The organism is Mycobacterium sp. 852002-40037_SCH5390672 (assembly GCF_001665875.1).
GTDB lineage: Bacteria > Actinomycetota > Actinomycetes > Mycobacteriales > Mycobacteriaceae > Mycobacterium.
This window is the reverse complement of sequence record NZ_LZTA01000102.1, coordinates 19,184-39,952: the sequence shown is the minus strand read 5'-3', so window position 1 is coordinate 39,952 and position 20,769 is coordinate 19,184. Positions and strand designations below refer to the sequence as shown.

Genomic DNA, 20,769 nt, shown 5'->3' with positions numbered 1-20,769 from the left:
GGATGTACTTCGCCGGCGTCGACCTCGCCTGGGCGGGTCGCAACCCGACCGGCCTCGCCGTCGTCGACTCCGGCGGCGTTCTGGTGAGCGTGTGCGCGGTTCGCGACGATGACGAGATCCTGGCCGCGTTGAACCCCTACCTGCAGGGCGATTGCGTCGTCGCCTTCGATGCGCCGCTGGTGGTGAACAACCCGACCGGCCAGCGTCCCGCCGAGACCGCGCTCAACCGTGATTTCCGCAGGTACGAGGCCGGTGCCCACCCTTGCAACACCGGAAAACCCGAATTCGCCAACGGCCCGCGCGCGGGCCGACTGGCCGCGGCGCTGGGCCTGGATCCGGATCCTCGGTCGCCGGCCGCCCGACGCGCGATAGAGGTCTACCCGCACGCGGCGACCGTCGCGCTGTTCCGCCTGGAGCGCACGCTGAAATACAAGGCAAAGCCCGGACGCACCGTCGACCGGCTCAAATCCGAGCTGTTGCTGCTGATGGACGGCGTCGAGCGGCTGGCGCATGCCCCGGTACCGCTACGCGTTGGCGGGCACGACGGCTGGATCGCGCTGGGCCGCGCCGTTGCGGCCGCGCAACGCAAAAGCGAGCTTCGCCGCGCGGAGGATCCGGTCGACGCCGTGGTCTGCGCCTATGTGGCGTTGTACGCGCAGCGCCGCCCCGCGGATGTGACGATCTACGGCGACCTCGACACCGGGTACATCGTGACGCCGTCGCTGCCGGCGGACCCGATCCGCGCGGAGCGGTCGGTCAGATCTGCACAGGCCGCTGATCGATGGGCGCGAGCACCTCGATGAGATCGACCACCGCACCCTGGGCCGCCGCGCGCGGATCGCGGCCCTCCACCAAGGCGGAGACCACCGAACCATCGACCGCGCAGATCAACGTGCATACCAGCTCGATGTGCACCGAGCGGCCCGAACGCTCGAGGGCCTCGGCCACGGCCTCGGCGCGCTGGCGCAGGCTGCGACGCATGGTCTCGCGCAGCGCGGGCAGGCGGGTGCACGCGACGTGGCGCTCGTAGCGCGAGATCAGCTGTTCGGTGAGACCCGGGCCGGACACGTCACCCACGAGCAGATCGGCCAACACCTCGGCGATGGTCTCCGGCCCCCGGCGGCGGCGCGACAAGGCGCTGACCCGCGACCGCAGCTGCGCCACCTCGATCATCGCGATGTGTTCGACGGCGCGTGCGATCAGATCGTCGAGGGAGGAGAAGTAATAAGTGGTGGACGCCAACGGCAATCCGGCCCGCCGCGCGACCGCCCGGTGGCGCACCGCTTCGAACCCGCCCTCGGCCAGCAGCTCGGCGGCAGCGCTGACGAGCGCATACCGCCGACGTTCTCCTTTTGGAGTAACCGCTGCAGTCACGAGTAGCCATCGTGCCAGCCAAAGTGGTACTGCATTGCCATTTCGGCCAAACGGCCAGGGCATAATGGTCCGCATGCCCGACCTGAGCCGACGCGCCCTGCTCGGCCTCGGCGCCAGCGCGGCTCTCGGGGCGGTTGGCGCCTACGGATTCGACATTTTGTTACAGCCTCGGACATCTCACGCCATGCCGGTGTCCGCGCCCGTTTCCAGGGGCGGCACCCAGATGCCGTTGGCGCCGGCGCCCAGCCCACCCCGCGATCCGGCTCCTCCGGCGGCGCCCGCGCCCACCATGGTGACCGGTTCGTTCGCCTCCGCCGCGCGCGGCGGTGCGACCACCAACTGGGCCATCGCGCGTCCGCCGGGCCAGACGAAGCCGCTGCGACCGGTGATCGCGCTGCACGGCAAGGGCAGTGACGCGTCCACCGTGATGGCCGGGGGCGTCGAACAGGGTCTGGCACAGGCCGTCGACGCCGGACTGCCGCCGTTCGCGGTGGTCGCCGTCGACGGGGGCGGCAGCTATTGGCACAAGCGGTCTTCCGGTGAGGACAGCGGCGCCATGGTGCTCGACGAGCTCATCCCGATGCTGGGCAATCAGAATTTGGACACCTCACGAGTGGCCTTCCTGGGCTGGTCGATGGGCGGCTACGGGGCATTGCTGCTGGGCGGCCGGCTGGGACCGGGCCGCACCGCGGCGATCTGCGCGGTGAGCCCGGCGTTGTGGATGTCCTCGGGCGCGGCGGCGCCGGGAGCCTTCGACGGGCCGGATGATTTCGCGGCAAACTCGGTGTTCGGCATGCCCGCCCTGGCCTCGATCCCGATCCGAATCGATTGCGGCGACAGCGATCCGTTTTATGCCGCGACAAAGCAGTTCATCGCCCAACTGCCCCATCCACCGGCCGGCGGGTTCTCGCCCGGTGGGCATGACGGGGCGTTCTGGAGCTCGCAGTTGCCCGCCGAGCTGACCTGGATGGCGCCGCTGCTGACGGCATGAGCCCCGGCCCGCGAGATGGTGCGCCGCCGGTTCGCGAGCGTAACGCCATCGCGAGATTTCCCGCCGAAAGTCACCGTAGCGTTACGCTCGCGAAGGTGACCGCACCTTTCGGCTGGACCTTTCCGTACGCCTGGCCACGCAAGCCCATCTTGGCGGAAAACGTCGTGTGCACATCGCAACCGCTTGCCGCCCAGGCCGGCCTGCGGATGCTCGCGCAGGGCGGGAGCGCGGTCGACGCGGCCATCGCCACGGCCATCACGCTGACGATCGTGGAGCCGGTATCCAACGGCATCGGTTCGGACGCCTTCGCCATCGTGTGGGATGGGAAGCACGTGCACGGGCTGAACGCCTCGGGCCGCTCGCCAGCAGCCTGGACGCCGGAATACTTTGGCGGCAAGGCCGTTCCGGCCCTCGGCTGGAATTCGGTGACCGTGCCCGGCGCCGTGTCGGCGTGGACCGCACTGCACGCCAAGTTCGGCAAGCTGCCGTTCGAACGGCTCTTCGAGCCAGCAATATCCTACGGTCGCAACGGCTTTCTGGTTTCGCCGACGGTCGCAGAGCAATGGGCGGCGCAAGTTCCACTATTCAAAAGCCAGCCGGGTTTTGCCGAGGCGTTTATGCCCGGCGGGCGAGCGCCGAGACCCGGCGAGCGATTCAGCCTGCCCAATCATGCGGCCACGCTCGAAACGATCGCCACGACCAACGGCGAGGCGTTTTATCGTGGCGAACTGGCCGCCCGACTCGAGGCGCACGCGCTGGGCAACCAGGGCGCCATGCGGGCCAGTGACCTGGCCGCTCACCGTGCCGACTGGGTGGGCACGGTCGACGGCGGCTACCGCGGATACACCGTGCACGAGATCCCGCCCAACGGTCAGGGCATCGTCGCGCTGATCGCCCTGGGCATCCTGGAACACTTCGACATCTCTTCGCTGCCGGCCGATTCCGCTGACAGCGTGCACTTGCAGATCGAAGCGGTAAAGCTGGCGTTCGCCGATGCCCAGGCCTATGTCGCCGACATCGAGCACATGTCGCTGGGGCCGGAACGCCTGCTGGACAACGAATACCTGAAGCAGCGCGCGGCACTGATCGACCGCGCGCGAGCCAAGCCGGCATCCGCGGGGGCCCCGGCGGGCGGGACCGTCTATCTGACCGCCGCCGACGCCGCGGGGATGATGGTGTCGATGATCCAGTCGAACTACATGGGGTTCGGTTCGGGCGTGGTGGTACCCGGCACCGGGATCTCGTTGCAAAACCGTGGTGCGAATTTCGTTGCAGCACACCGGCACCCGAACCAGGTCGGACCGAATAAGCGCCCCTATCACACCATCATCCCGGGGTTTGTGACCAAAGACGGGGCCCCGGTCATGAGCTTCGGGGTCATGGGCGGAATGATGCAGCCCCAGGGCCACGTGCAGGTGATGGTGCGCATCGCCGATCACGGTCAGAACCCGCAGGCGGCGTGTGACGGCCCGCGGTTCCGGTGGGTGGAAGGTATGCAGGTCAGCTGCGAAAAGGGCTTTCCAGAATCCACTCTGGACGAGTTGCGCCGGCGCGGACACGACCTCGTTGCCGTCGACGACTACAACCAATTCGGCAGCTGCCAGGCCATCTGGCGCCTCGAGGGCGGTTATTTCGCGGCCAGCGATCCCCGCCGCGACGGTCAGGCCGCCGCCTTCTAGACGCGGATCTTCCCGTCGGCCGCCAACTGGGCGATGTCGCTGCGGAAATGGCTGCCCGGCAGTCGAATTGAATGAACGACTTCGTAGGCTTTGGTACGCGCGGCCGTCAGGTCGGCGCCGGTGCCCACCACCGACAGCACTCGACCACCCGACGAGACGATTTCGCCGTCGTCACGCCGCGCCGTTCCGGCGTGCAATACCCCGTCGGCTTCCGAGCCGACGATGACGTCTCCCACGCGGGGGCGGCCGGGATAGCTCTCCGCCGCCACCACCACCGTCACGGCCGCACCGTCGTGCCAGCGCAGCTCGCCGAAGTCCGCCAATGCGCCACTGCCCGCCGCGTACAACAGCTGACCGAGCGGCGATTCCAGCAGCGCCAGCACCGCCTGTGTTTCGGGATCGCCGAAGCGACAATTGAATTCGACCACCGCGGGTCCGTTCGCGGTGATAGCGAGCCCGGCATACAGCAATCCGCTGAACGAGCTGCCGCGCGCGACCATCTCGGCCGCAACGGGTTCGACGATGTTGCTGACCACATCGCGATACACCTCGTCGGGAAGCCAGGGGACGGGCGCATAGGCACCCATGCCGCCGGTATTGGGCCCGCTGTCGCCGTCGCCGACACGCTTGAAGTCCTGCGCCGGCAGCAGCGGCACCACGGTTTCGCCGTCTACGACGCAGAACAGCGACACCTCCGGGCCGTCCAGGTAGGACTCCAACAGCACCGGGTGCCCCGCCTCGAGCAGCCCGGCGGCGTGCGCACGTGCGACAGCGCGATCCGTGGTCACCACGACGCCCTTGCCCGCGGCCAGGCGATCGTCCTTCACCACCCAGGCCGGGTCCCCCGCCGTCGGGCCGAACCGGTCCAGCGCGGCATCTAAATGCGCGGGGGTGTCGACGATTTCACTGGTTGCGGTGCGCACCCCGGCCGCGGCCATGACCTCCTTGGCGAAAGCCTTGGAACCTTCGATGCGAGCGGCGTCCTTGCTGGGGCCGAAGCAGACGATGCCTGCGGACCGCACCGCGTCGGCCACCCCAAGGACCAGCGGCACCTCGGGACCGATCACCACCAAGTCGGCGCGGACCTCCCGCGAAAGCGTGACCACATCGTCCGCCGAGGTGATGTCGACGTCGTGCTGGTCGGCCAGCCGAGCGGTGCCGGCGTTGCCCGGAGCGATCGCCAGCCCCGTGACCTGCGGGTCTTTGCGCAGCGCCAACAGCAACGCATGTTCACGGGCACCGGAACCAATCACCAGGACGCGCACGACACGTCAGACTAGCCCGGTCAAACGGCTCACGCCCACAGTCCCCGGCTTCAGAGGATTTTCTCGAGCAGCCCCTTGAGGTCATTTCGCTGCGCGGCGGTGAGGCGTCCGAGGCGCTTGTCGAACTCGTCGGAGAGCAGTGTCAAGCCGTTCCTGGCAGCCTGACGCCCGGGCGGGGTGAGCCGAGCCGGTGGCGCCGCAAATCGGACGGGTCGATCTCGCGCCGCACAACCCCGCGGCCTCGAGCCGTTTCAGGTAAAGAGTCACCATCGCCTTGGGCATGCTCAACGTCGCGGCCAACTCGGCCGGGTAGGGGTTCTCGCATCCCATCGGGGCGCGCAGGCTCTCCCAGCTCGACGACAACGTCCGGGCCGTCGACGTACACCTGGGCGCCGATGAGCTGGCGCGGCTCGACGCGCTGACCAAGCCGAAGTTCGGATTTCCGCACAACATGCTGGAAATGGCGCCGGGCATCATCAACGGCGGAACGACGATCAACGGGGTCTCCGCGCCGATCTCCGAGTACGTGATGCCCGAAGGTGTTCAGCCGTACTGAGATTGGCGGGTCAGTCGCCCGAGTGCATCTTCAAAGCAGCGTCGACGTTGCCCTTCTTGTCCTCTCCTGAGCCCTTTGCCGCGGCCTTCTTGCGTTTGGCCACGACGGCGTCGACCGCGCCGTTGAGCGCAGAACCCAGCGGGAAGCCCAGATAGTGGGTGAGGAAGACGGCCATCTCCTTCAGCTCGGTCTCGGTGAGCTCGCTGTTGAGAAGTGCGGCGTTGATCTGGATCTCGGCCAGGTCGCGATTTCCGATCGCGGTCACCGCCGTCAACGTCATGATGCGCTTGTCGCGCATCGACAATCCCGGTCGCGTCCAGATGCTGCCGAACAGGTGGTCGACGGTCAGGTCGAAGTACGCGTCGCCTTCGATGTTGGGCATCTCCCAGCCATAAACCTCGTTCATCTTCGCGAGGCCCTTGCTGCGCTGTTCGTCCATTACGCCTCTTCCTCCGTGTGTGGTACCCCGAGACCCGCGGCCAACCGCTGGTAGGCCAACCGGGCAAGCGGCAAATCGACCGACACCGCCTCGCCCAGGGCCAATGCCAGGCTCAGGTCCTTCTCCCCCAGGCCGCGAGTGTGCAAGAACGGCTGGTACAAGAAGTCGTCCGCCTCAAGGTCTTTCATGTTTTCGCGCACCATGATCGCCCCCGGGCCGCCGGTGAGCGCGTCGGTGTGACGCACCACCCGGCCCAGGGCCTGCAGATCCAGGCCGGCCGCCTCGGCCAGCTTCATGGCCTCACACGCCGCGGCGTACGAGGTGAAGGTCAGCATGTTGCGCGCCAACTTCATTCGGGTGCCCGCACCGGGCTCACCGGCGTGGATCACCACCGATGCCCAGTGCTTGAATGCCGGCTTGATCCGCTCGTAGACCTCCCGCTCGGCGCCCACCATGGTGGCGAGTTCGCCTTTCGCGGCGGCAGCCGCGCCGCCGCTGACCGGGGCATCGACGATGTGGATGCCCCGCTGCTTGAGCTCTGCCGCGAGTTCGACCGCCGTGGTGTCGCTGATGGTCGAGTGGATCGCGATGACGGTGCCGGGCTTCGCGTTGGCCGCCAGCTCGCCGACCACCTCGCGCACCTGGGCGTCGTTGAGCACGGTGATGTGGATGATGTCGGCGGCGGCGACATCGGCGACACTGTCGGCCAGGCCGGCGCCCTTTTCGACCAGCGGGGTCATCGCCTCGGTCCGGATGTCGTAAACCGTTACCCCGCCCGGCCATTCGGTCATCTTCGTGGCCATCGGCGCGCCCATGTTGCCCAAACCGATATAGCCGAGCTTCAGCTGGTCAGTCATATGACATTTCCTCCCGTCACGACCGAATTATCTGTCCACCGTCGACATTGAAGATCTGCCCGGTGATCCACGACGCCTCGTCGGAGAGTAGGAACAGACACATGCCGACCAGATCCTCGGGCGTGCCCATCCGCGACAGCGGCAGGCCCTTGACGATGTCGGCGACCATCTCCGCCGGCGTGGTGGTCCGATTGGCCTCGGTGTCGATGGGGCCGGGGGCGATCGCGTTGATCCGGATCTTCTGGCCGCCGAGTTCGCGGGAGAGCTGTTGGGTCAGACCGTTGAGCCCGACCTTGGCCAGGCCGTAATAGTTCGCGTAAAGCCAGGCGGCGGTGGACGACTGGTTGACGATCGCCCCGCCGCCGCGCTTGGCCATCTTCTTGTACACCGCCCGGGTGCACCACAGCGCCCCGTCGAGGTTCACGCTCATGAACTTCTTGTAGTACTCCGGGTCGATGGTGAGCAGGAAGTCCAGCTTCATGCCGCCAAAGATCGCGGCGTTGTTGACCAGGTAGTCGATGCCGCCGAATTCGGCCAGCGTGCGATCGGCCATTGCCTTGGCCGACGCGGGGTCGGACACGTCGACCGGAATGCTGAGCGCCGTACCGCCGTCGGCAACGATCTGCTTGGCCACCGCCTCGGCGGCCTCGGCGTTGATGTCGGCGACCACCACCGCCGCGCCCTCGCGGGCCAGCGCCTCGGCGTACGCCTGCCCGATGCCGCCACCGGAACCGGTGACGATGCCGACTTTATTCTCGAATCGCATGTTTTCCTCTCGGTCGCCTAGTGGCACGGTCACTGCACAGCGGTGGCAATGGTTTTGACTTCCAGGTATTCCTCGAAGCCGGCCAGGCCCATTTCGCGTCCGTTGCCGGATTGCTTGTATCCGCCGAACGGCGCGTCGGCGGAGTACCAGACACCGCCGTTGACGTTGACGGTCCCCACCCGCATCCGCGACGCGAAGTTGGCGGCACGTTCCGGGTCGGCACCGAACACGGTGCCCGACAAGCCATATGGCGAGTCATTGGCGATGCGCAGCGCGTCGTCTTCACCGTCGTAGGCGATCACGGTGAGCACCGGCCCGAAGATCTCCTCACGGGCGGGCCGGGCGTCGTTGGTCAGGCCGGCGATCACGGTCGGTTCGATGAAGAACCCGACGTCCTTGTCCGCCGGGCGCCCGCCGCCGCAGGCGAACGTCCCGCCCTCGGCGATCGCCAGATCGAGGTAGCTTTGTACCCGCTCCCGTTGCCGAGCGGAAATCACTGGCCCGCACACGGTTCCGGAGTCATTGGGGTCGCCAGGTTTGATCGAGCCCATGGTGCCCGCGGCGATGGCGACGGCCTCGTCGTAGCGGGCCCGCGGCACCACCAGCCGGGTCGTGATGGCGCACCCCTGCCCGGCGTGCATGGCCGCGGTGAACGCCGACATCGAGCACGCCCCCCGCAGGTCGGCATCGTCGAGAACGACGAACGCCGACTTGCCGCCCAGCTCCAGGAACACCCGCTTGATGGTCGCGGCGGCATCGCCCATGACGGCGCGGCCGGTCACCGTCGAGCCGGTGAACGAAACCATGTCCACCCGAGGGTCTTTCGAGAGCAGCGCCCCCACCCGGTGGTCGTCGGACGTGATGATGTTGACGACACCGGGCGGGAACTCGGTGTGTTCGGCGATGATTTCGCCGAGCACCGCGGCACACCAGGGTGTGTCCGGTGCTGGCTTGAGCACCACCGTGTTGCCGGCGGCCAGAGCCGGCCCCAGTTTGGCCAGGTTGATCTGGTGCGGGAAGTTCCACGGCGTGATGGCGCCGACGACGCCCACGGCTTCCCGCGCGATGGTGCGCCGGGTCGGGATGCCCATCGGCGATGCCTGACCGAGGTCCTGATTCCACTCGTAGGACTCGGCGGTGTCGGCCGCGAAGCTCAGATCACCGACCGGGCCCTCCAATTGGGCGGCCGAGGTGAGCATCCGCGGGGCGCCGACCTCGGCGATCGTGATGTCGCGCAGTTCTTCGATGTGGTCACGCATCGCATCGCGCAGCTGCCGGATGCAACGCACCCGCAGTTCGGTGTTGCGGGACCAGTCGGTCTCGTCGAAGGCGCGCCGCGCGGCCGCGATGGCGCGGTCCATGTCGGTGGCGTCGGCGTTGGCGGCGAGGCCCAGCACTTCCTCGGTCGCCGGATTCACCGTGGCAAAGTTGCCGGCGCTGCCGGCCGACAGCTTGCCGTCGATGAAGAGTTCACTCACGCCGTCGGCCAACAAGGCCATGTCCCGCTCCCGTCTGTGCGCGGCCAACCCGGCACACGTCAATCTAGTGGACAGTTGTCCGATATTGCCCGATCGAACCTTAGCCGCCAGGTCGTCGGCGGTGCAAGGGCCGATCTCGAATGCCGCTCCCACTGCGGTGAAAATCATTGATTAACCAGTATGTTCATGGGTCGGGCTTGCTTCGCGGCGATCGGATCCGATAGCTTGGACATGTGTCCAGCGACGCACTGGTGACGGTGACATCCGATGGCGACCGCCAGACCGGTCAGCCGCCCCGCAACCGTCGCCAGGAGGAGACCTTCCGCAAGGTGCTCGCGGCCGGCATCGAAACGCTGCGCGAGAAGTCCTATGCCGATCTGACGGTGCGCGCGGTGGCAGCCCGCGCCAAGGTCGCACCGGCCACCGCCTACACCTACTTCTCGTCGAAGAATCATCTGATCGCCGAGGTCTACCTGGACCTGGTGCGGCAGGTCCCCTATTTCACCGACGTCAACGACCCGATGACCACCCGGGTGGAACGGGTGCTGCATCACCTGGCCCTGGTGGTCGCCGATGAACCCGAGGTCGGCGCCGCATGCACGACGGCATTGCTCGGCGGTGGCACGGATCCCGCGGTGGGCGCGGTGCGCGACCGCATCGGCGCCGAGATCCATCGCCGCATCGCCACCGCCATCGGGCCTGGGGCCGACCCGAACACGGTGACCGCGCTCGAAATGATGTTCTTCGGCGCATTGGTACAGGCGGCCAGTGGCCAGTTCACCTATCACCAGATCGCCGACCAATTGGCCTATGTAGTGAGTCTGATCTTGCCCGGCCCCGGCGAGACGAACCAGGAGACAAGAACCTAAATGACCGTCCATGTGGGCGACCACGAGCTGGTCCTCGATCCCTACGACTACGACTTCCACGAAGATCCGTACCCGTACTATCAGCGGCTGCGCGACGAGGCCCCGCTCTATCGCAATGACGAGCTGAAGTTCTGGGCGTTGTCGCGCCATCAGGACGTGTTGCAGGGATTCCGCAACAGCACAACGCTTTCCAACAAGTACGGCGTCTCGCTGGACCCGGCGTCGCGTGGCCCGCACGCCAGCAAGACGATGTCGTTTCTGGCGATGGACGATCCCGCTCATCTGCGGCTGCGGACGCTGGTGTCAAAAGGCTTCACGCCGCGCCGGATTCGGGAACTCGAGCCCCGGGTCACCGAGATCGCGACGCAGCATCTCGACACCATGCTGGCCAAGGCCAAGGACGGTGCGGTCGACTACGTCGAGGAGTTCGCCGGCAAGCTGCCCATGGACGTCATCTCCGAGCTGATGGGCGTCCCCGAGCCGGATCGGGATCAGGTCCGGGCCTGGGCCGACGGCGTGATGCACCGCGCGGAGGGGGTCACCGACGTGCCACCGGAGGCTGTCGAGGCCTCCCTGAACCTGATCGTTTACTACCAGGGGATGGTGGCCGAGCGCCGCGAGAAGCTGACCGACGATCTGACTTCGGCGCTGTTGGAGGCCGAGATCGACGGCGACCGGCTCACCGACGACGAAGTGCTCGGCTTCATGTTCCTGATGGTGATCGCCGGAAACGAGACCACTACCAAACTGCTTGCCAATGCGGCATTTTGGGGTCACAAGAACCCGGATCAACTGACACCGGTCTACGAGGATCTCTCGCGGGTGCCGTTGTGGGTCGAGGAGACGCTGCGCTACGACACCTCCAGCCAGATCCTGGCCCGCACCGTCTCCGGCGAGTTCACCCTCTACGACACCACCATTCCCGAGGGCGATGTCCTGCTGCTGTTGCCCGGGTCGGGGCATCGCGACGAGCGCGTCTTCGACAACCCTGACGACTACCTGATCGGGCGCGAAATAGGGCCCAAACTATTGAGTTTCGGTAGCGGCGCACACTTCTGCCTGGGCGCGCATCTGGCGCGGATGGAAGCCCGGGTTGCGCTCACCGAGTTGTTCAAGCGAATCCGCGGCTACGAGGTGGACGAGGCCAACGCCGTCCGAGTCCACTCGAGCAATGTCCGCGGATTCGCTCACCTACCCATGAGCGTGGAGGTCCGCTGAATGCCCCGCTTTGAGCCCCTGCCCGACCGCCGGCCCGCCATCGTGGCCGGCGCTTCCTCCGGCATCGGAGAGGCAACCGCCATCGAACTCGCGGCGCACGGTTTCCCGGTCGCGCTGGGCGCCCGCCGGGTCGAGAAGCTCGACGACATCGTCGGCAAGATCAACGCCGAAGGCGGCGAGGCGGTCGGATTCCACCTGGACGTCACCGACCCGAACTCGGTGAAATCCTTTGTTGCACAGTCGGTCGACGCGCTCGGCGATATCGAGGTACTGGTGGCCGGCGCGGGCGACACCTACTTCGGCAAGCTCGCCGAGATCACCACCGACGAGTTCGAGTCGCAGCTGCAGATCCACCTGGTCGGCGCCAACCGCCTGGCCGGGGCGGTGCTGCCCGGCATGCTCGACCGGCAGCGCGGCGACCTGATCTTCGTCGGTTCCGACGTGGCCCTGCGCCAACGGCCGCACATGGGTGCCTACGGGGCGGCCAAGGCCGCGCTGGTTGCGATGGTCACCAACTTCCAGATGGAGCTCGAGGGCACCGGCGTGCGGGCCTCGATCGTGCATCCCGGGCCGACGAAGACGTCGATGGGCTGGAGCCTGCCGGCCGACAAGATCGGCCCCGCACTCGAGGACTGGGCCAAATGGGGCCAGGCCCGCCATGACTACTTCCTGCGCGCGGCCGACCTGGCACGAGCCATCACCTTCGTCGCGGAGACACCGCGCGGTGGCTTCATCGCGAACATGGAGCTTCAGCCCGAAGCCCCGTTGACCGACAACAAAGATCGCCAGAAACTCGCACTCGGCGAAGAGGGGATGCCGTCATGACTTCGCGAATCGACGATGCGGCGCGCGGGACGCGCGCTGGTGAGGAGTGGGCAATATGACCACCGCCATCGTGCCCCGGGTTTCCGGTGGCGAAGAAGAGCACGGCCACCTCGAGGAATTCCGCACCGACCCAATCGGTTTGATGAAGCGCGTCCGCGAGGAATGCGGCGACGTGGGCTGGTTCCAGCTGGTGGACAAGCACGTCATCCTGCTGTCCGGCGCCGGTGCCAACGAATTCTTCTTCCGCTCCGCCGACGAAGACCTGGACCAGGCCGAGGCTTATCCGTTCATGACGCCGATCTTCGGCAAGGGCGTGGTGTTCGACGCCAGCCCCGAGCGGCGCAAGGAGATGCTGCACAACTCGGCGCTGCGCGGCGAGCAGATGAAGGGCCACGCGGCCACCATCGAGGGCGAAGTCAAGAAGATGATCGCCAACTGGGGTGAGGAAGGCGAGATCGAGCTGCTCGACTTCTTCGCCGAGCTGACCATCTACACCTCGACGGCCTGCCTGATCGGGCTGAAGTTCCGCGAGCAACTCGACCACCGGTTCGCCGAGTACTACCACGAGCTGGAGCGCGGCACCGACCCGCTGTGTTACGTCGATCCCTACCTGCCGATCGAAAGCTTCAAAAGACGCGACGAGGCCCGCGTCAAACTTGTTGCGCTGGTGCAGGAAATCATGGACCAGCGGCTGGCTAACCCGCCGAAAGACAAGGCCGACCGCGACATGCTCGACGTGCTGGTCTCCATCAAAGACGAAGAGGGCCAGCCCCGTTTCTCCGCCGACGAGGTCACCGGGATGTTCATCTCGCTGATGTTCGCGGGGCACCACACCAGTTCGGGGACCTCGGCGTGGACGCTGATCGAGTTGATCCGCCACCCCGAGGAGTACGCCGAGGTGCGGGCCGAGCTCGAGGAGCTCTACGCCGACGGCCAGGAGGTGAGTTTCCATGCCCTGCGGTCCATTCCAAAGCTGGACAACGTGGTCAAGGAGACGCTGCGGCTGCACCCGCCGCTGATCATCCTGATGCGGGTTGCCAAGGGCGAGTTCGAGGTCGAGGGCTTTCCCATTCACGACGGTGACTTCGTCGCGGCGTCCCCGGCGATCTCGAACCGGATAGCCGAGGATTTTCCCGACCCGGATGCGTTCAAGCCCGACCGCTACAACAAGCCCGAGCAGGCCGACATCGTCAACCGGTGGACCTGGATTCCGTTCGGCGCGGGACGGCACCGCTGCGTCGGCGCCGCCTTCGCCCAGATGCAGATCAAGGCGATCTTCTCGGTCCTGTTGCGCGAGTACGAATTTGAGATGGCCCAGCCGGCGGACAGCTATCACAACGACCACTCCAAGATGGTCGTGCAGCTTGCCCGGCCGGCGAAGGTCCGCTACCGCAAGCGCAATGCGTAAGGAGTAAGTCCAATGGGCGGATTCAGAATCGAAGCCGATCTGGATTTGTGTCAGGGCCACGCCATGTGCGAACTGGAGGCGCCGGACTACTTCCGGGTGCCCAAGCGGGGCAAGGTCGAGATCGTCGACCCCGAACCGCCCGAAGACGCCCGCGATGAAGTCGAACGCGCGGTCGATATGTGCCCCACACAAGCGCTTTCCATCAAAGAGAAAGAAGATTGACCCAATGACATCAAAGGCGTCACACTCCCGTGAGCAACTCGAGGCATGGGTCGACCGCTGGCTGCAGGCGAACAAGGACTGCGAAAAGGCCGGCGACTGGCGGCCGTTGGGGGACTTCTACACCCAGGACGCCACCTACGGCTGGAACATCGGCCCCAAGGAGGACGTGATGTGCGTCGGGATCGACGAGATCCGCGACATCGCGCTCGGCCTGGAGATGGAGGGCCTGGAGAACTGGGTGTACGAATACCAGAAAGTGCTCATCGACGAGAAGCAGGGCGAGATCGTCGGGTTCTGGAAGCAGATCGTCAACAAGACCGACGGCACCCGGGACGAGATCTACGGCATCGGCGGCAGCTGGTTCCGCCTCAACAGCGACCAGCTCATCGAGTGGCAGCGTGACTTCTTCGACTTCGGTCACGTCGCGAAGATGTTCGCGAACCTGATCGAATCCGGCGATCTGTCCGCCGGCATGCAGAAGCGGATCGAGCGCAGCATCGCCGGCGAGAAGTTACCGGGCTACTACCCGCTCGGCGAGGCACCCGTCCCGATTTGGTGATCCCCCCACCGGTTGGTGGTCCCCGCTTGTCTACACTCCGGTGACGCAGGTCATAATGGATGGGCGAACAAGAACACGTTCTAAACATGCCGTCGGGGCCCTGACCGGCCGCCTTGCCGAACTTTGGGTCAGAGCTTGCTAATGGAGGTTGTTCATGAAGACAAAAGGCGCACTGATCTGGGAGTTCAACCAGCCCTGGTCTATCGAGGAAATCGAGATCGGCGACCCGCAAGCGCATGAGGTCAAGATCCAGATGGAAGCGGCGGGCATGTGCCACTCCGACCATCACCTGGTCACGGGCGGTATCCCGATGGCCGGATTCCCGGTGCTCGGTGGCCACGAGGGCGCGGGCATCGTCACCGAGGTCGGCCCCGGCGTGGAGGACATCGCCCCCGGAGACCACGTCGTGCTGTCGTTCATTCCGTCCTGCGGGACGTGTCCGACGTGTCAGGCCGGCCTGCGCAACCTGTGCGATCTGGGCGCCGGCCTGCTGGGCGGTGCCGCGGTATCCGACGGCACCTTCCGCATCCAGGCCCGCGGCCAGAACGTCTTCCCCATGACACTGCTGGGAACGTTCTCCCCCTACATGGTCGTGCACCGAAGCTCGGTGGTGAAGATCGATCCATCGGTCCCGTTCGAGGTCGCCGCGCTGGTCGGCTGCGGCGTCACCACCGGCTACGGTTCGGCGGTCCGCACCGCTGACATCCGCCCGGGCCAAGACGTCGCCATCGTCGGCGTCGGCGGGGTCGGCATGGCTGCGCTACAGGGGGCCGTCAACGCCGGAGCCCGCTACATCTTCGCGATCGACCCGGTCGAGTGGAAGCGCGACCAGGCGCTGAAGTTCGGCGCCACCCACGTCTACCCCGACATCTTCGCCGCGATGGCGGGCATGGCCGAGGTCACCTATGGCCTGATGGCCCACAAGGTCGTCGTCACCGTGGGCGAGCTGCAGGGCGCCGACGTCGACAACTACCTGAACCTCACCCAAAAGGGCGGCACCTGCGTGCTGACCGCCATCGGCAGCCTGCTGGACACCAACGTCACCCTGAACCTGGCGATGCTGACCCTGATGCAAAAGAACCTGCAGGGCACCATCTTCGGTGGCGGCAACCCGCAGTACGACATCCCGCAGCTGTTGTCGATGTACAAGGCCGGCAAGCTGAACCTGGACGACATGATCACCCGCCAGTACAAGCTGGAGCAGATCAACGACGGCTACCAGGACATGCTGGACGGCAAGAACATTCGCGGCGTCATCCGGTTCACCGACGCCGACCGGTAAACCACCGGTCATCGGCCGCGTCTCTTCGATGACCGGCTTCGGCCACCTCATGGCGCCGGGACGAATCGGCGCCATGAGGGTGCGCAACCGCCTGCTGGTGTCTCCAATAAAGACTCCAATAAAGACGAGGTACGGCACGCCCGACGGGCTGCCGCCGCAACGCCGGCGACGACTTCGCGGCGCGTTCGAGCCCGACACCACCCTGTTCGGCCTCGTCGATGCCCTGCCAGGTACCGAAGTGCACGCCGCGGGCGACTGCACCGGACTGGGCCTGATCCGCAATCCACCGAGGAAGGCGCGCGCGGCGTGCGCAATCTAGTGACAGGAGAACAGAAATGGCCGAAACCGCACAGGCTCAAGAATCCCAGGCATCCCCGGCCCTGGCCGCGTCGCAGTCATCGTGGCGGTGCGTGCAGGCGCACGACCGGGAGGGCTGGCTGGCGCTGATGTCCGACGACGTCGTCATCGAGGATCCGATCGGCAAGTCCGTCACCAACCCCGACGGCACCGGGGTGCGCGGCAAGGAGGCCGTCGGCGCGTTCTTCGACACCAACATCGCCGCCAACCAGCTCTCCATCTCCTGCGAGGAGACCTTCCCGTCGAGTTCGCCCGACGAGATCGCCCACATTTTGGTGCTCAACAGCAAGTTCGAAGGCGGCTTCACCAGCACGGTGCGTGGCGTGTTCACCTACCAGGTCAACGACGCGGGACTGATCACCAACATGCGCGGCTACTGGAACCTGGACATGATGCAGTTCGGCAAGGAGGACTGACGCGGGGCCGTCCGAGCGTCGAACCTATGCTGGGGCCCATGGCGTCGATCTTCACCAAGATCATCAACCGAGAACTTCCCGGCCGTTTCGTCTACGAGGACGACGACGTCGTCGCGTTCCTGACGATTGAGCCGATGACGCAGGGACACACCCTCGTGGTGCCGCGCGCCGAGATCGACAATTGGCACGACGTCGACGGCGCGGCCTTCGCCCAGGTCATGGCCGTCAGCCAGTTGATCGGCAAGGCTGTGTGCAAGGCGTTCAGAACCGAACGGTCCGGCCTGATCATCGCGGGGCTGGAGGTTCCGCATCTGCACGTGCACGTCTTCCCCACTCGCAGCCTCAGCGACTTCGGCTTCGCCAACGTCGACCGCAACCCGTCGGCGGAATCGCTGGACGAGGCCCAGGCCAAGATCAAGGCGGCGCTGGCTCAGTTGGCGTGAGCCGGCTCGTGCGCGGGCACGTCACTGATGCGCGGCAGCGTCACCCGGAAGCGGCAGCCTTCGCCGGGCGCGGTGGTCACGCTCACGACGCCGCCATGCGCGCGCACCAACGAGTCGACGATGGATAGCCCCAGTCCGGTACCGCCGCTGGCCCGTGCCCGCGACGAGTCGGTCCGATAGAACCGCTCGAACACGCGCGACGCGTCCTCCTGGTTCATCCCGGGACCCTGGTCCGCCACTTCGAGCACGGCGTCGTCGCCGTCGGTGCCGACCCGCACGGTGACGTCGGCACTTTCCGGGGTGTGCTGCAACGCGTTGGCGACCAGGTTGCTCAACACCTGCCGGATCCGTGCTTCATCACCGAGCACCTCCGGGGTGCCGGGACCGTCGAGCACCTCCATGGTGATGGTGCGCTTGGGGTCTATCGCCTGCCCGTCATGCACCGCATCGCTGGCCAGCGCGAGCAGGTCCACCCGATGGTGTTCGAGCGGTCGTTGCACATCGAGGCGGGCCAGCAACAACAAGTCGTCGACCAGCAGGCCCATCCGGGAGGCCTCGCTTTCGATCCGCGACAACAGCATCGCGACGTCGCGGGCGGCGCCCTGGCGATACAGTTCCGCGAAACCGCGGATGGTCGTCAGCGGGGTGCGCAGTTCGTGGCTGGCGTCGGTGATGAACCGCCTCATCCGGTCCTCGGAGCCGCGGGCCTTCTCGGCGGAGGACTCCGAAGACGCCAGCGCTTGCTGAATCTGCGCGAGCATCCCATTGAGCGCGAGCGACAGCCGGCCCACCTCGGTCCGCGGATCACGTTCTGGGACACGGCGATCCAGCTGTCCAGACGCGATCGCCGCGGCCGTCCGCTCGACCTCGACCAGCGGCCGCAGGCTGCGCTGCACCACCGCGAAGCTGGCGATTCCGACCACGGCCAGCACCGCCACCCCGATGCCCATCTGCAACCAGACCAGCGAGGTGAGCGTGTGCTGGACGTCGGACAGGTCGATCGCGACCGTGGTCATCCCGTGCGGACCGTGCACCGAGACGGCGCGCCATTGAATGTCCGAGCCGTTCACCGAGGGCAGCGTCGTCGGGTTGGGCCCGACGTCGTTGTTGGCCGGTAACGCCGGTTCGGCGTTGCGGTCGTTGATGGCGGTGAACGGGGTGCCATCGATGCTGACGCCGCGGACGTAGAACTTCGACGGGGGCCGGCCCGGGTCGGGACCCTCGTAGGGCGGCGGCGACTGCCGCCGTGGGTTCTGCGCCCAGCCGCGGGACGCGTCGAGCAGGGTGGAGTCGATGCGGCTGACCAGGCTGTGCCGCAGGATCGACGTCACCGCGATGCCGGAAACGGCGAGGCCGCAGGCGACCAGCACCAGCGTGGCGGCGACGAGCCCTATCCGGAGGGGCAATCCACGTCGAGACTTGGTGACCATCTACCTACTTCTTCGCTACCGCCGCCGGCCGTGGGCCGGCTCAACGGGGTTCCCGCAATACATACCCCACTCCGCGCAGGGTGTGCAGCAGCCGCTTTTCGCCGGTGTCGATCTTGCGACGCAGGTACGACACGTAGGACTCGACGACATTGACGTCACCTCCGAAGTCGTAGCGCCACACGTGGTCGAGGATCTTCGGTTTGCTCAACACCGTGCCCGCGTTGATCACAAAGTAACGCAGCAGGGTGAATTCGGTTGGCGACAGCGATACCGGTTGACCGGCCTTCCACACTTCATGGGTTTCTTCGTCGAGCTCGATGTCGGCGAAAGACAGGCGTGCGCTGCGTGGTTCGGCCCCGCCCTTGCCGGCGCGGCGAAGGATGACCCGCAACCGGGCTACGACCTCTTCCAGGCTGAACGGCTTCGTCACGTAGTCGTCGCCGCCCAGCGTCAGGCCGGCGATCTTGTCCTGCAGGGAATCCCGGGCGGTCAAGAACAGTGCGGGAGCATCGATGCCGTCGGCGCGCAGCCGCCGCAGCACCCCGAACCCGTCCATGCCCGGCATCATCACGTCGAGGATCACCGCGTCGGGTCGCGCCTCGCGCGCCCGGTCCAGCGCTTGGGCTCCGTTTGTTGCCGTATAGACCTCGAACCCCTGGAACTTCAGACTCACCGAGAGCAGTTCGACGATGTTGGCTTCGTCGTCGACCACGAGGACGCGAGCCTCGGGTTTCGTGTCATTAGGGGTTGCCGATGTCATGAGATGCTTATGCCCCTTGCCTGAACGTTTGCTATGCAAAGTTTGTGTGCTTCCTGGAAGGTCAGTGCCAACCGTCTGATCGTATTCTGCCAGGTATCGTCGCATTGCCTTGGGACGTATAGGGGTTTACCGGCCGCGTCGCGAATAGACTCGTGGAATGAACCTCGCCAAAAACATCGTGTCGGCTGCGACGGCGCCCGCCCGGGTGGGACTGGCCGCCGCGGATGCGAGTTTGGGCGTCGCGAGCGCGGCCGTTGGCGTGGCGAAGCGAGCTCTGGGTGACGGCGGGGCCGGCGGCGCCAACGCGATGACGTCCATGCTGGGGATCGACGACGCGATCGTCCGGGCCAATCGGCTCGCCAGGTTGCTCGACGACGACGCCCCGCTGGGTCGGGCGGTGGCCCCCGACGGTCCGATCGACCGGTTGCTGCGCCCGGGCGGAGTGGTCGACCTGCTGACCTCGGAGGGTGGCCTGCTTGACCGGCTGACCGCCGAGGGCGGCGCCCTGCACCGCACGCTGCAACCAGGCGGGCTGGCCGATCAGCTGGTCGCCGAGGAGGGTCTGATCGAGCGGCTGCTGGCCGAGGACGGGCTGGCCGACCGGCTGCTGAGCGAGGGCGGGCTCGTCGACAAGTTGACGGCAAAGAACGGACCGCTGGACCAACTCGCCGACGTCGCCGACACCTTGGCCCGGCTCACACCCGGGATGGAGGCGCTCGAGCCCGCCATCGCCACCCTGCAGGATGCCGTCATCGCGCTCACCATGGTGGTCAACCCGCTGAGCAACATCGCCGACCGGATCCCGTTCCCGGGACGGCGGCGTCCCTCGTCGCGGGCGGTGCCCTCAGCACGCGTGATCGACAGCGATCAGTGACCGATTAGGCTGGGTCCGGTTTTACCCCGCCTCCTTAGCTCAGTGGTAGAGCACTCGCCTTGTAAGCGAGCGGTCGTCAGTTCAATCCTGACAGGGGGCTCACAACGTCCGGTTCTAGTCCGGGTGAAGTGTCGACCGGGCCGGATCAGCGATGCTGGCTCGTCGGGTCGGACACAAGCAGACGAGGTCGCAGGCACTCCGCTGTGATCTCGGCGCCATCGGCAAGGTAGTCGATCAGCGCATCAGCGAAATTGGCCAAACCCTGGGTGTCGATGGCGTACGGCGCCGGCACCTCACCGTGCGAAAGGCGGCCCGCCGCACGACGAAGCAGCGTGATTGCGCCTTGGACGTTGCCGCGTTGGACATGGGTGATGCCGACCGCGAGCTGAGCCAGCCCTTGCCACAGCGTGCGCTCTTCGTCCGGCCCGTTCTTCCATGCGGCCTCGAGCACCTCGTGGGCGTTAAAGGCCAGTCCTCGGTCTAGCAGATCCTGCGCGTAGGCGAGGGTTTCGACCGGCGGCAGCTCCAAGTCGTCCGGGATACGTGCGACACCTTCACTGCCTGTCGGAAGCGGGCGCCCGAGTGAGTCGCGTGGGCGCCTGCTTCGGGGTCTGCCGGACTCGTCGCGATCGCGCTCGGCCATCCATCCATCATCGCAGGGCGAACCCCGGCCACTAGGCGTGATCTTCGAGGCAACCGGC

22 protein-coding genes, 1 tRNA gene and 1 pseudogene are annotated in these 20,769 nt (G+C 66.5%); 15 read left to right on the top strand and 9 right to left on the bottom strand.

Going from position 1 to position 20,769, the window contains the following annotated elements; all coding sequences use genetic code 11:
• Positions 1-2 precede the first annotated feature (2 nt).
• A complete protein-coding gene (locus tag A5782_RS19305) occupies positions 3-803 on the top strand; it encodes a DUF429 domain-containing protein (protein ID WP_067103579.1) in 801 nt (266 codons plus the stop codon).
• Here the strand turns inward: A5782_RS19305 and A5782_RS19300 are convergent.
• Positions 757-1,374, bottom strand: coding sequence for a TetR/AcrR family transcriptional regulator (locus tag A5782_RS19300; RefSeq protein ID WP_067103576.1), 618 nt, complete (start codon positions 1,372-1,374; stop codon positions 757-759). The two genes, A5782_RS19305 and A5782_RS19300, sit on opposite strands and share 47 nt — an antisense overlap.
• A 61-nt stretch (positions 1,375-1,435) precedes the next feature.
• On the opposite strand from A5782_RS19300, the gene A5782_RS19295 reads away from it, so the two are divergent.
• Together A5782_RS19295 and A5782_RS19290 are read left to right on the top strand one after the other, a co-directional pair.
• On the top strand, positions 1,436-2,365 hold the full coding sequence (locus A5782_RS19295; RefSeq protein WP_067103839.1) for an alpha/beta hydrolase-fold protein: 930 nt from the start codon (positions 1,436-1,438) through the stop codon (positions 2,363-2,365).
• Between the two features lie 95 nt (positions 2,366-2,460).
• Entirely contained in the window at positions 2,461-4,044 is a 1,584-nt protein-coding gene (locus A5782_RS19290) for a gamma-glutamyltransferase family protein (RefSeq protein WP_067103574.1), read from the top strand.
• Here A5782_RS19290 and purD read toward each other — a convergent pair.
• From purD to A5782_RS19260, 5 genes are all read right to left on the bottom strand, one after another.
• Positions 4,041-5,309, bottom strand: coding sequence for a phosphoribosylamine--glycine ligase (gene purD / locus A5782_RS19285; RefSeq protein ID WP_067103572.1), 1,269 nt, complete (start codon positions 5,307-5,309; stop codon positions 4,041-4,043). The two genes, A5782_RS19290 and purD, sit on opposite strands and share 4 nt — an antisense overlap.
• 566 nt (positions 5,310-5,875) lie before the next feature.
• Positions 5,876-6,304 (bottom strand): carboxymuconolactone decarboxylase family protein, encoded by a 429-nt coding sequence (locus A5782_RS19275; RefSeq protein ID WP_067103570.1) that lies wholly within the window; start codon positions 6,302-6,304, stop codon positions 5,876-5,878.
• Positions 6,304-7,161, bottom strand: a complete 858-nt coding sequence (locus tag A5782_RS19270; protein WP_067103568.1) for an NAD(P)-dependent oxidoreductase — start codon at positions 7,159-7,161, stop codon at positions 6,304-6,306. Before A5782_RS19270 ends, A5782_RS19275 begins: the two co-directional genes overlap by 1 nt.
• A 16-nt stretch (positions 7,162-7,177) precedes the next feature.
• Positions 7,178-7,927, bottom strand: coding sequence for an SDR family oxidoreductase (locus A5782_RS19265; protein WP_067103566.1), 750 nt, complete (start codon positions 7,925-7,927; stop codon positions 7,178-7,180).
• A gap of 29 nt (positions 7,928-7,956) precedes the next feature.
• Entirely contained in the window at positions 7,957-9,426 is a 1,470-nt protein-coding gene (locus tag A5782_RS19260) for an aldehyde dehydrogenase (RefSeq protein ID WP_067103564.1), read from the bottom strand.
• 212 nt (positions 9,427-9,638) lie between these two features.
• On the opposite strand from A5782_RS19260, the gene A5782_RS19255 reads away from it, so the two are divergent.
• The 10 genes from A5782_RS19255 to A5782_RS19210 all read left to right on the top strand — a co-directional run bounded on the left by A5782_RS19255 (position 9,639) and on the right by A5782_RS19210 (position 17,004).
• Positions 9,639-10,274, top strand: coding sequence for a TetR/AcrR family transcriptional regulator (locus A5782_RS19255; protein ID WP_067103562.1), 636 nt, complete (start codon positions 9,639-9,641; stop codon positions 10,272-10,274).
• A complete protein-coding gene (locus tag A5782_RS19250) occupies positions 10,275-11,492 on the top strand; it encodes a cytochrome P450 (protein ID WP_067103560.1) in 1,218 nt (405 codons plus the stop codon).
• Positions 11,493-12,317 (top strand): SDR family oxidoreductase, encoded by an 825-nt coding sequence (locus A5782_RS19245; RefSeq protein WP_067103558.1) that lies wholly within the window; start codon positions 11,493-11,495, stop codon positions 12,315-12,317.
• A 55-nt stretch (positions 12,318-12,372) separates the two neighbouring features.
• Positions 12,373-13,725, top strand: a complete 1,353-nt coding sequence (locus A5782_RS19240; RefSeq protein ID WP_067103838.1) for a cytochrome P450 — start codon at positions 12,373-12,375, stop codon at positions 13,723-13,725.
• Between the two features lie 12 nt (positions 13,726-13,737).
• Positions 13,738-13,947: a ferredoxin gene (locus tag A5782_RS19235; protein WP_067103556.1), complete on the top strand. Its 210-nt coding sequence runs from the start codon at positions 13,738-13,740 to the stop codon at positions 13,945-13,947.
• Positions 13,948-13,951: 4 nt separating this feature from the next.
• Positions 13,952-14,506, top strand: coding sequence for a hypothetical protein (locus A5782_RS19230; protein ID WP_067103554.1), 555 nt, complete (start codon positions 13,952-13,954; stop codon positions 14,504-14,506).
• Between the two features lie 154 nt (positions 14,507-14,660).
• The gene (locus A5782_RS19225; protein ID WP_067103552.1) at positions 14,661-15,788 is read left to right on the top strand and encodes an NDMA-dependent alcohol dehydrogenase; all 1,128 of its coding nucleotides are present in this window, start codon (positions 14,661-14,663) and stop codon (positions 15,786-15,788) included.
• A gap of 28 nt (positions 15,789-15,816) precedes the next feature.
• Positions 15,817-16,107: a hypothetical protein gene (locus A5782_RS19220; protein ID WP_067103550.1), complete on the top strand. Its 291-nt coding sequence runs from the start codon at positions 15,817-15,819 to the stop codon at positions 16,105-16,107.
• Positions 16,108-16,123: 16 nt separating this feature from the next.
• Complete coding sequence (locus tag A5782_RS19215; protein WP_067103548.1) at positions 16,124-16,561, top strand: ketosteroid isomerase family protein; 438 nt, start codon at positions 16,124-16,126, stop codon at positions 16,559-16,561.
• Between the two features lie 38 nt (positions 16,562-16,599).
• Positions 16,600-17,004, top strand: coding sequence for an HIT family protein (locus tag A5782_RS19210; protein WP_067103837.1), 405 nt, complete (start codon positions 16,600-16,602; stop codon positions 17,002-17,004).
• Here the strand turns inward: A5782_RS19210 and A5782_RS19205 are convergent.
• A pseudogene (locus A5782_RS19205) lies at positions 16,976-18,434 on the bottom strand (sensor histidine kinase). The gene A5782_RS19210 and the pseudogene A5782_RS19205 sit on opposite strands and share 29 nt — an antisense overlap.
• Before the next feature lie 40 nt (positions 18,435-18,474).
• Positions 18,475-19,194, bottom strand: coding sequence for a two-component system response regulator PhoP (phoP, locus tag A5782_RS19200; protein WP_066864000.1), 720 nt, complete (start codon positions 19,192-19,194; stop codon positions 18,475-18,477).
• Between the two features lie 157 nt (positions 19,195-19,351).
• Between phoP and A5782_RS19195 the strand changes: the two genes are divergently transcribed.
• Positions 19,352-20,068 carry a hypothetical protein gene (locus A5782_RS19195; protein WP_067103544.1) on the top strand — a complete coding sequence of 239 codons (717 nt, stop codon included), beginning with the start codon at positions 19,352-19,354 and terminating at the stop codon, positions 20,066-20,068.
• Between the two features lie 28 nt (positions 20,069-20,096).
• A tRNA-Thr gene (locus A5782_RS19190) sits at positions 20,097-20,168 on the top strand.
• Positions 20,169-20,213: 45 nt separating this feature from the next.
• On the opposite strand, the gene A5782_RS19185 is transcribed toward A5782_RS19190, so the two are convergent.
• A complete protein-coding gene (locus A5782_RS19185) occupies positions 20,214-20,711 on the bottom strand; it encodes a DUF309 domain-containing protein (RefSeq protein ID WP_067103542.1) in 498 nt (165 codons plus the stop codon).
• Positions 20,712-20,769 lie beyond the last annotated feature (58 nt).

Coding starts and splice junctions, on each gene's coding strand:
- A5782_RS19305 (WP_067103579.1), top strand. CDS start 3: ATGTACTTCGCCGGCGTCGACCTCGCCTGGGCGGGTCGCAACCCGACC.
- A5782_RS19275 (WP_067103570.1), bottom strand. CDS start 6,304: ATGGACGAACAGCGCAGCAAGGGCCTCGCGAAGATGAACGAGGTTTAT.
- A5782_RS19270 (WP_067103568.1), bottom strand. CDS start 7,161: ATGACTGACCAGCTGAAGCTCGGCTATATCGGTTTGGGCAACATGGGC.
- A5782_RS19265 (WP_067103566.1), bottom strand. CDS start 7,927: ATGCGATTCGAGAATAAAGTCGGCATCGTCACCGGTTCCGGTGGCGGC.
- A5782_RS19260 (WP_067103564.1), bottom strand. CDS start 9,426: ATGGCCTTGTTGGCCGACGGCGTGAGTGAACTCTTCATCGACGGCAAG.
- A5782_RS19250 (WP_067103560.1), top strand. CDS start 10,275: ATGACCGTCCATGTGGGCGACCACGAGCTGGTCCTCGATCCCTACGAC.
- A5782_RS19245 (WP_067103558.1), top strand. CDS start 11,493: ATGCCCCGCTTTGAGCCCCTGCCCGACCGCCGGCCCGCCATCGTGGCC.
- A5782_RS19240 (WP_067103838.1), top strand. CDS start 12,373: ATGACCACCGCCATCGTGCCCCGGGTTTCCGGTGGCGAAGAAGAGCAC.
- A5782_RS19235 (WP_067103556.1), top strand. CDS start 13,738: ATGGGCGGATTCAGAATCGAAGCCGATCTGGATTTGTGTCAGGGCCAC.
- A5782_RS19230 (WP_067103554.1), top strand. CDS start 13,952: ATGACATCAAAGGCGTCACACTCCCGTGAGCAACTCGAGGCATGGGTC.
- A5782_RS19225 (WP_067103552.1), top strand. CDS start 14,661: ATGAAGACAAAAGGCGCACTGATCTGGGAGTTCAACCAGCCCTGGTCT.
- A5782_RS19220 (WP_067103550.1), top strand. CDS start 15,817: ATGACCGGCTTCGGCCACCTCATGGCGCCGGGACGAATCGGCGCCATG.
- A5782_RS19215 (WP_067103548.1), top strand. CDS start 16,124: ATGGCCGAAACCGCACAGGCTCAAGAATCCCAGGCATCCCCGGCCCTG.
- A5782_RS19210 (WP_067103837.1), top strand. CDS start 16,600: ATGGCGTCGATCTTCACCAAGATCATCAACCGAGAACTTCCCGGCCGT.
- phoP (WP_066864000.1), bottom strand. CDS start 19,194: ATGACATCGGCAACCCCTAATGACACGAAACCCGAGGCTCGCGTCCTC.
- A5782_RS19195 (WP_067103544.1), top strand. CDS start 19,352: ATGAACCTCGCCAAAAACATCGTGTCGGCTGCGACGGCGCCCGCCCGG.
- A5782_RS19185 (WP_067103542.1), bottom strand. CDS start 20,711: ATGGCCGAGCGCGATCGCGACGAGTCCGGCAGACCCCGAAGCAGGCGC.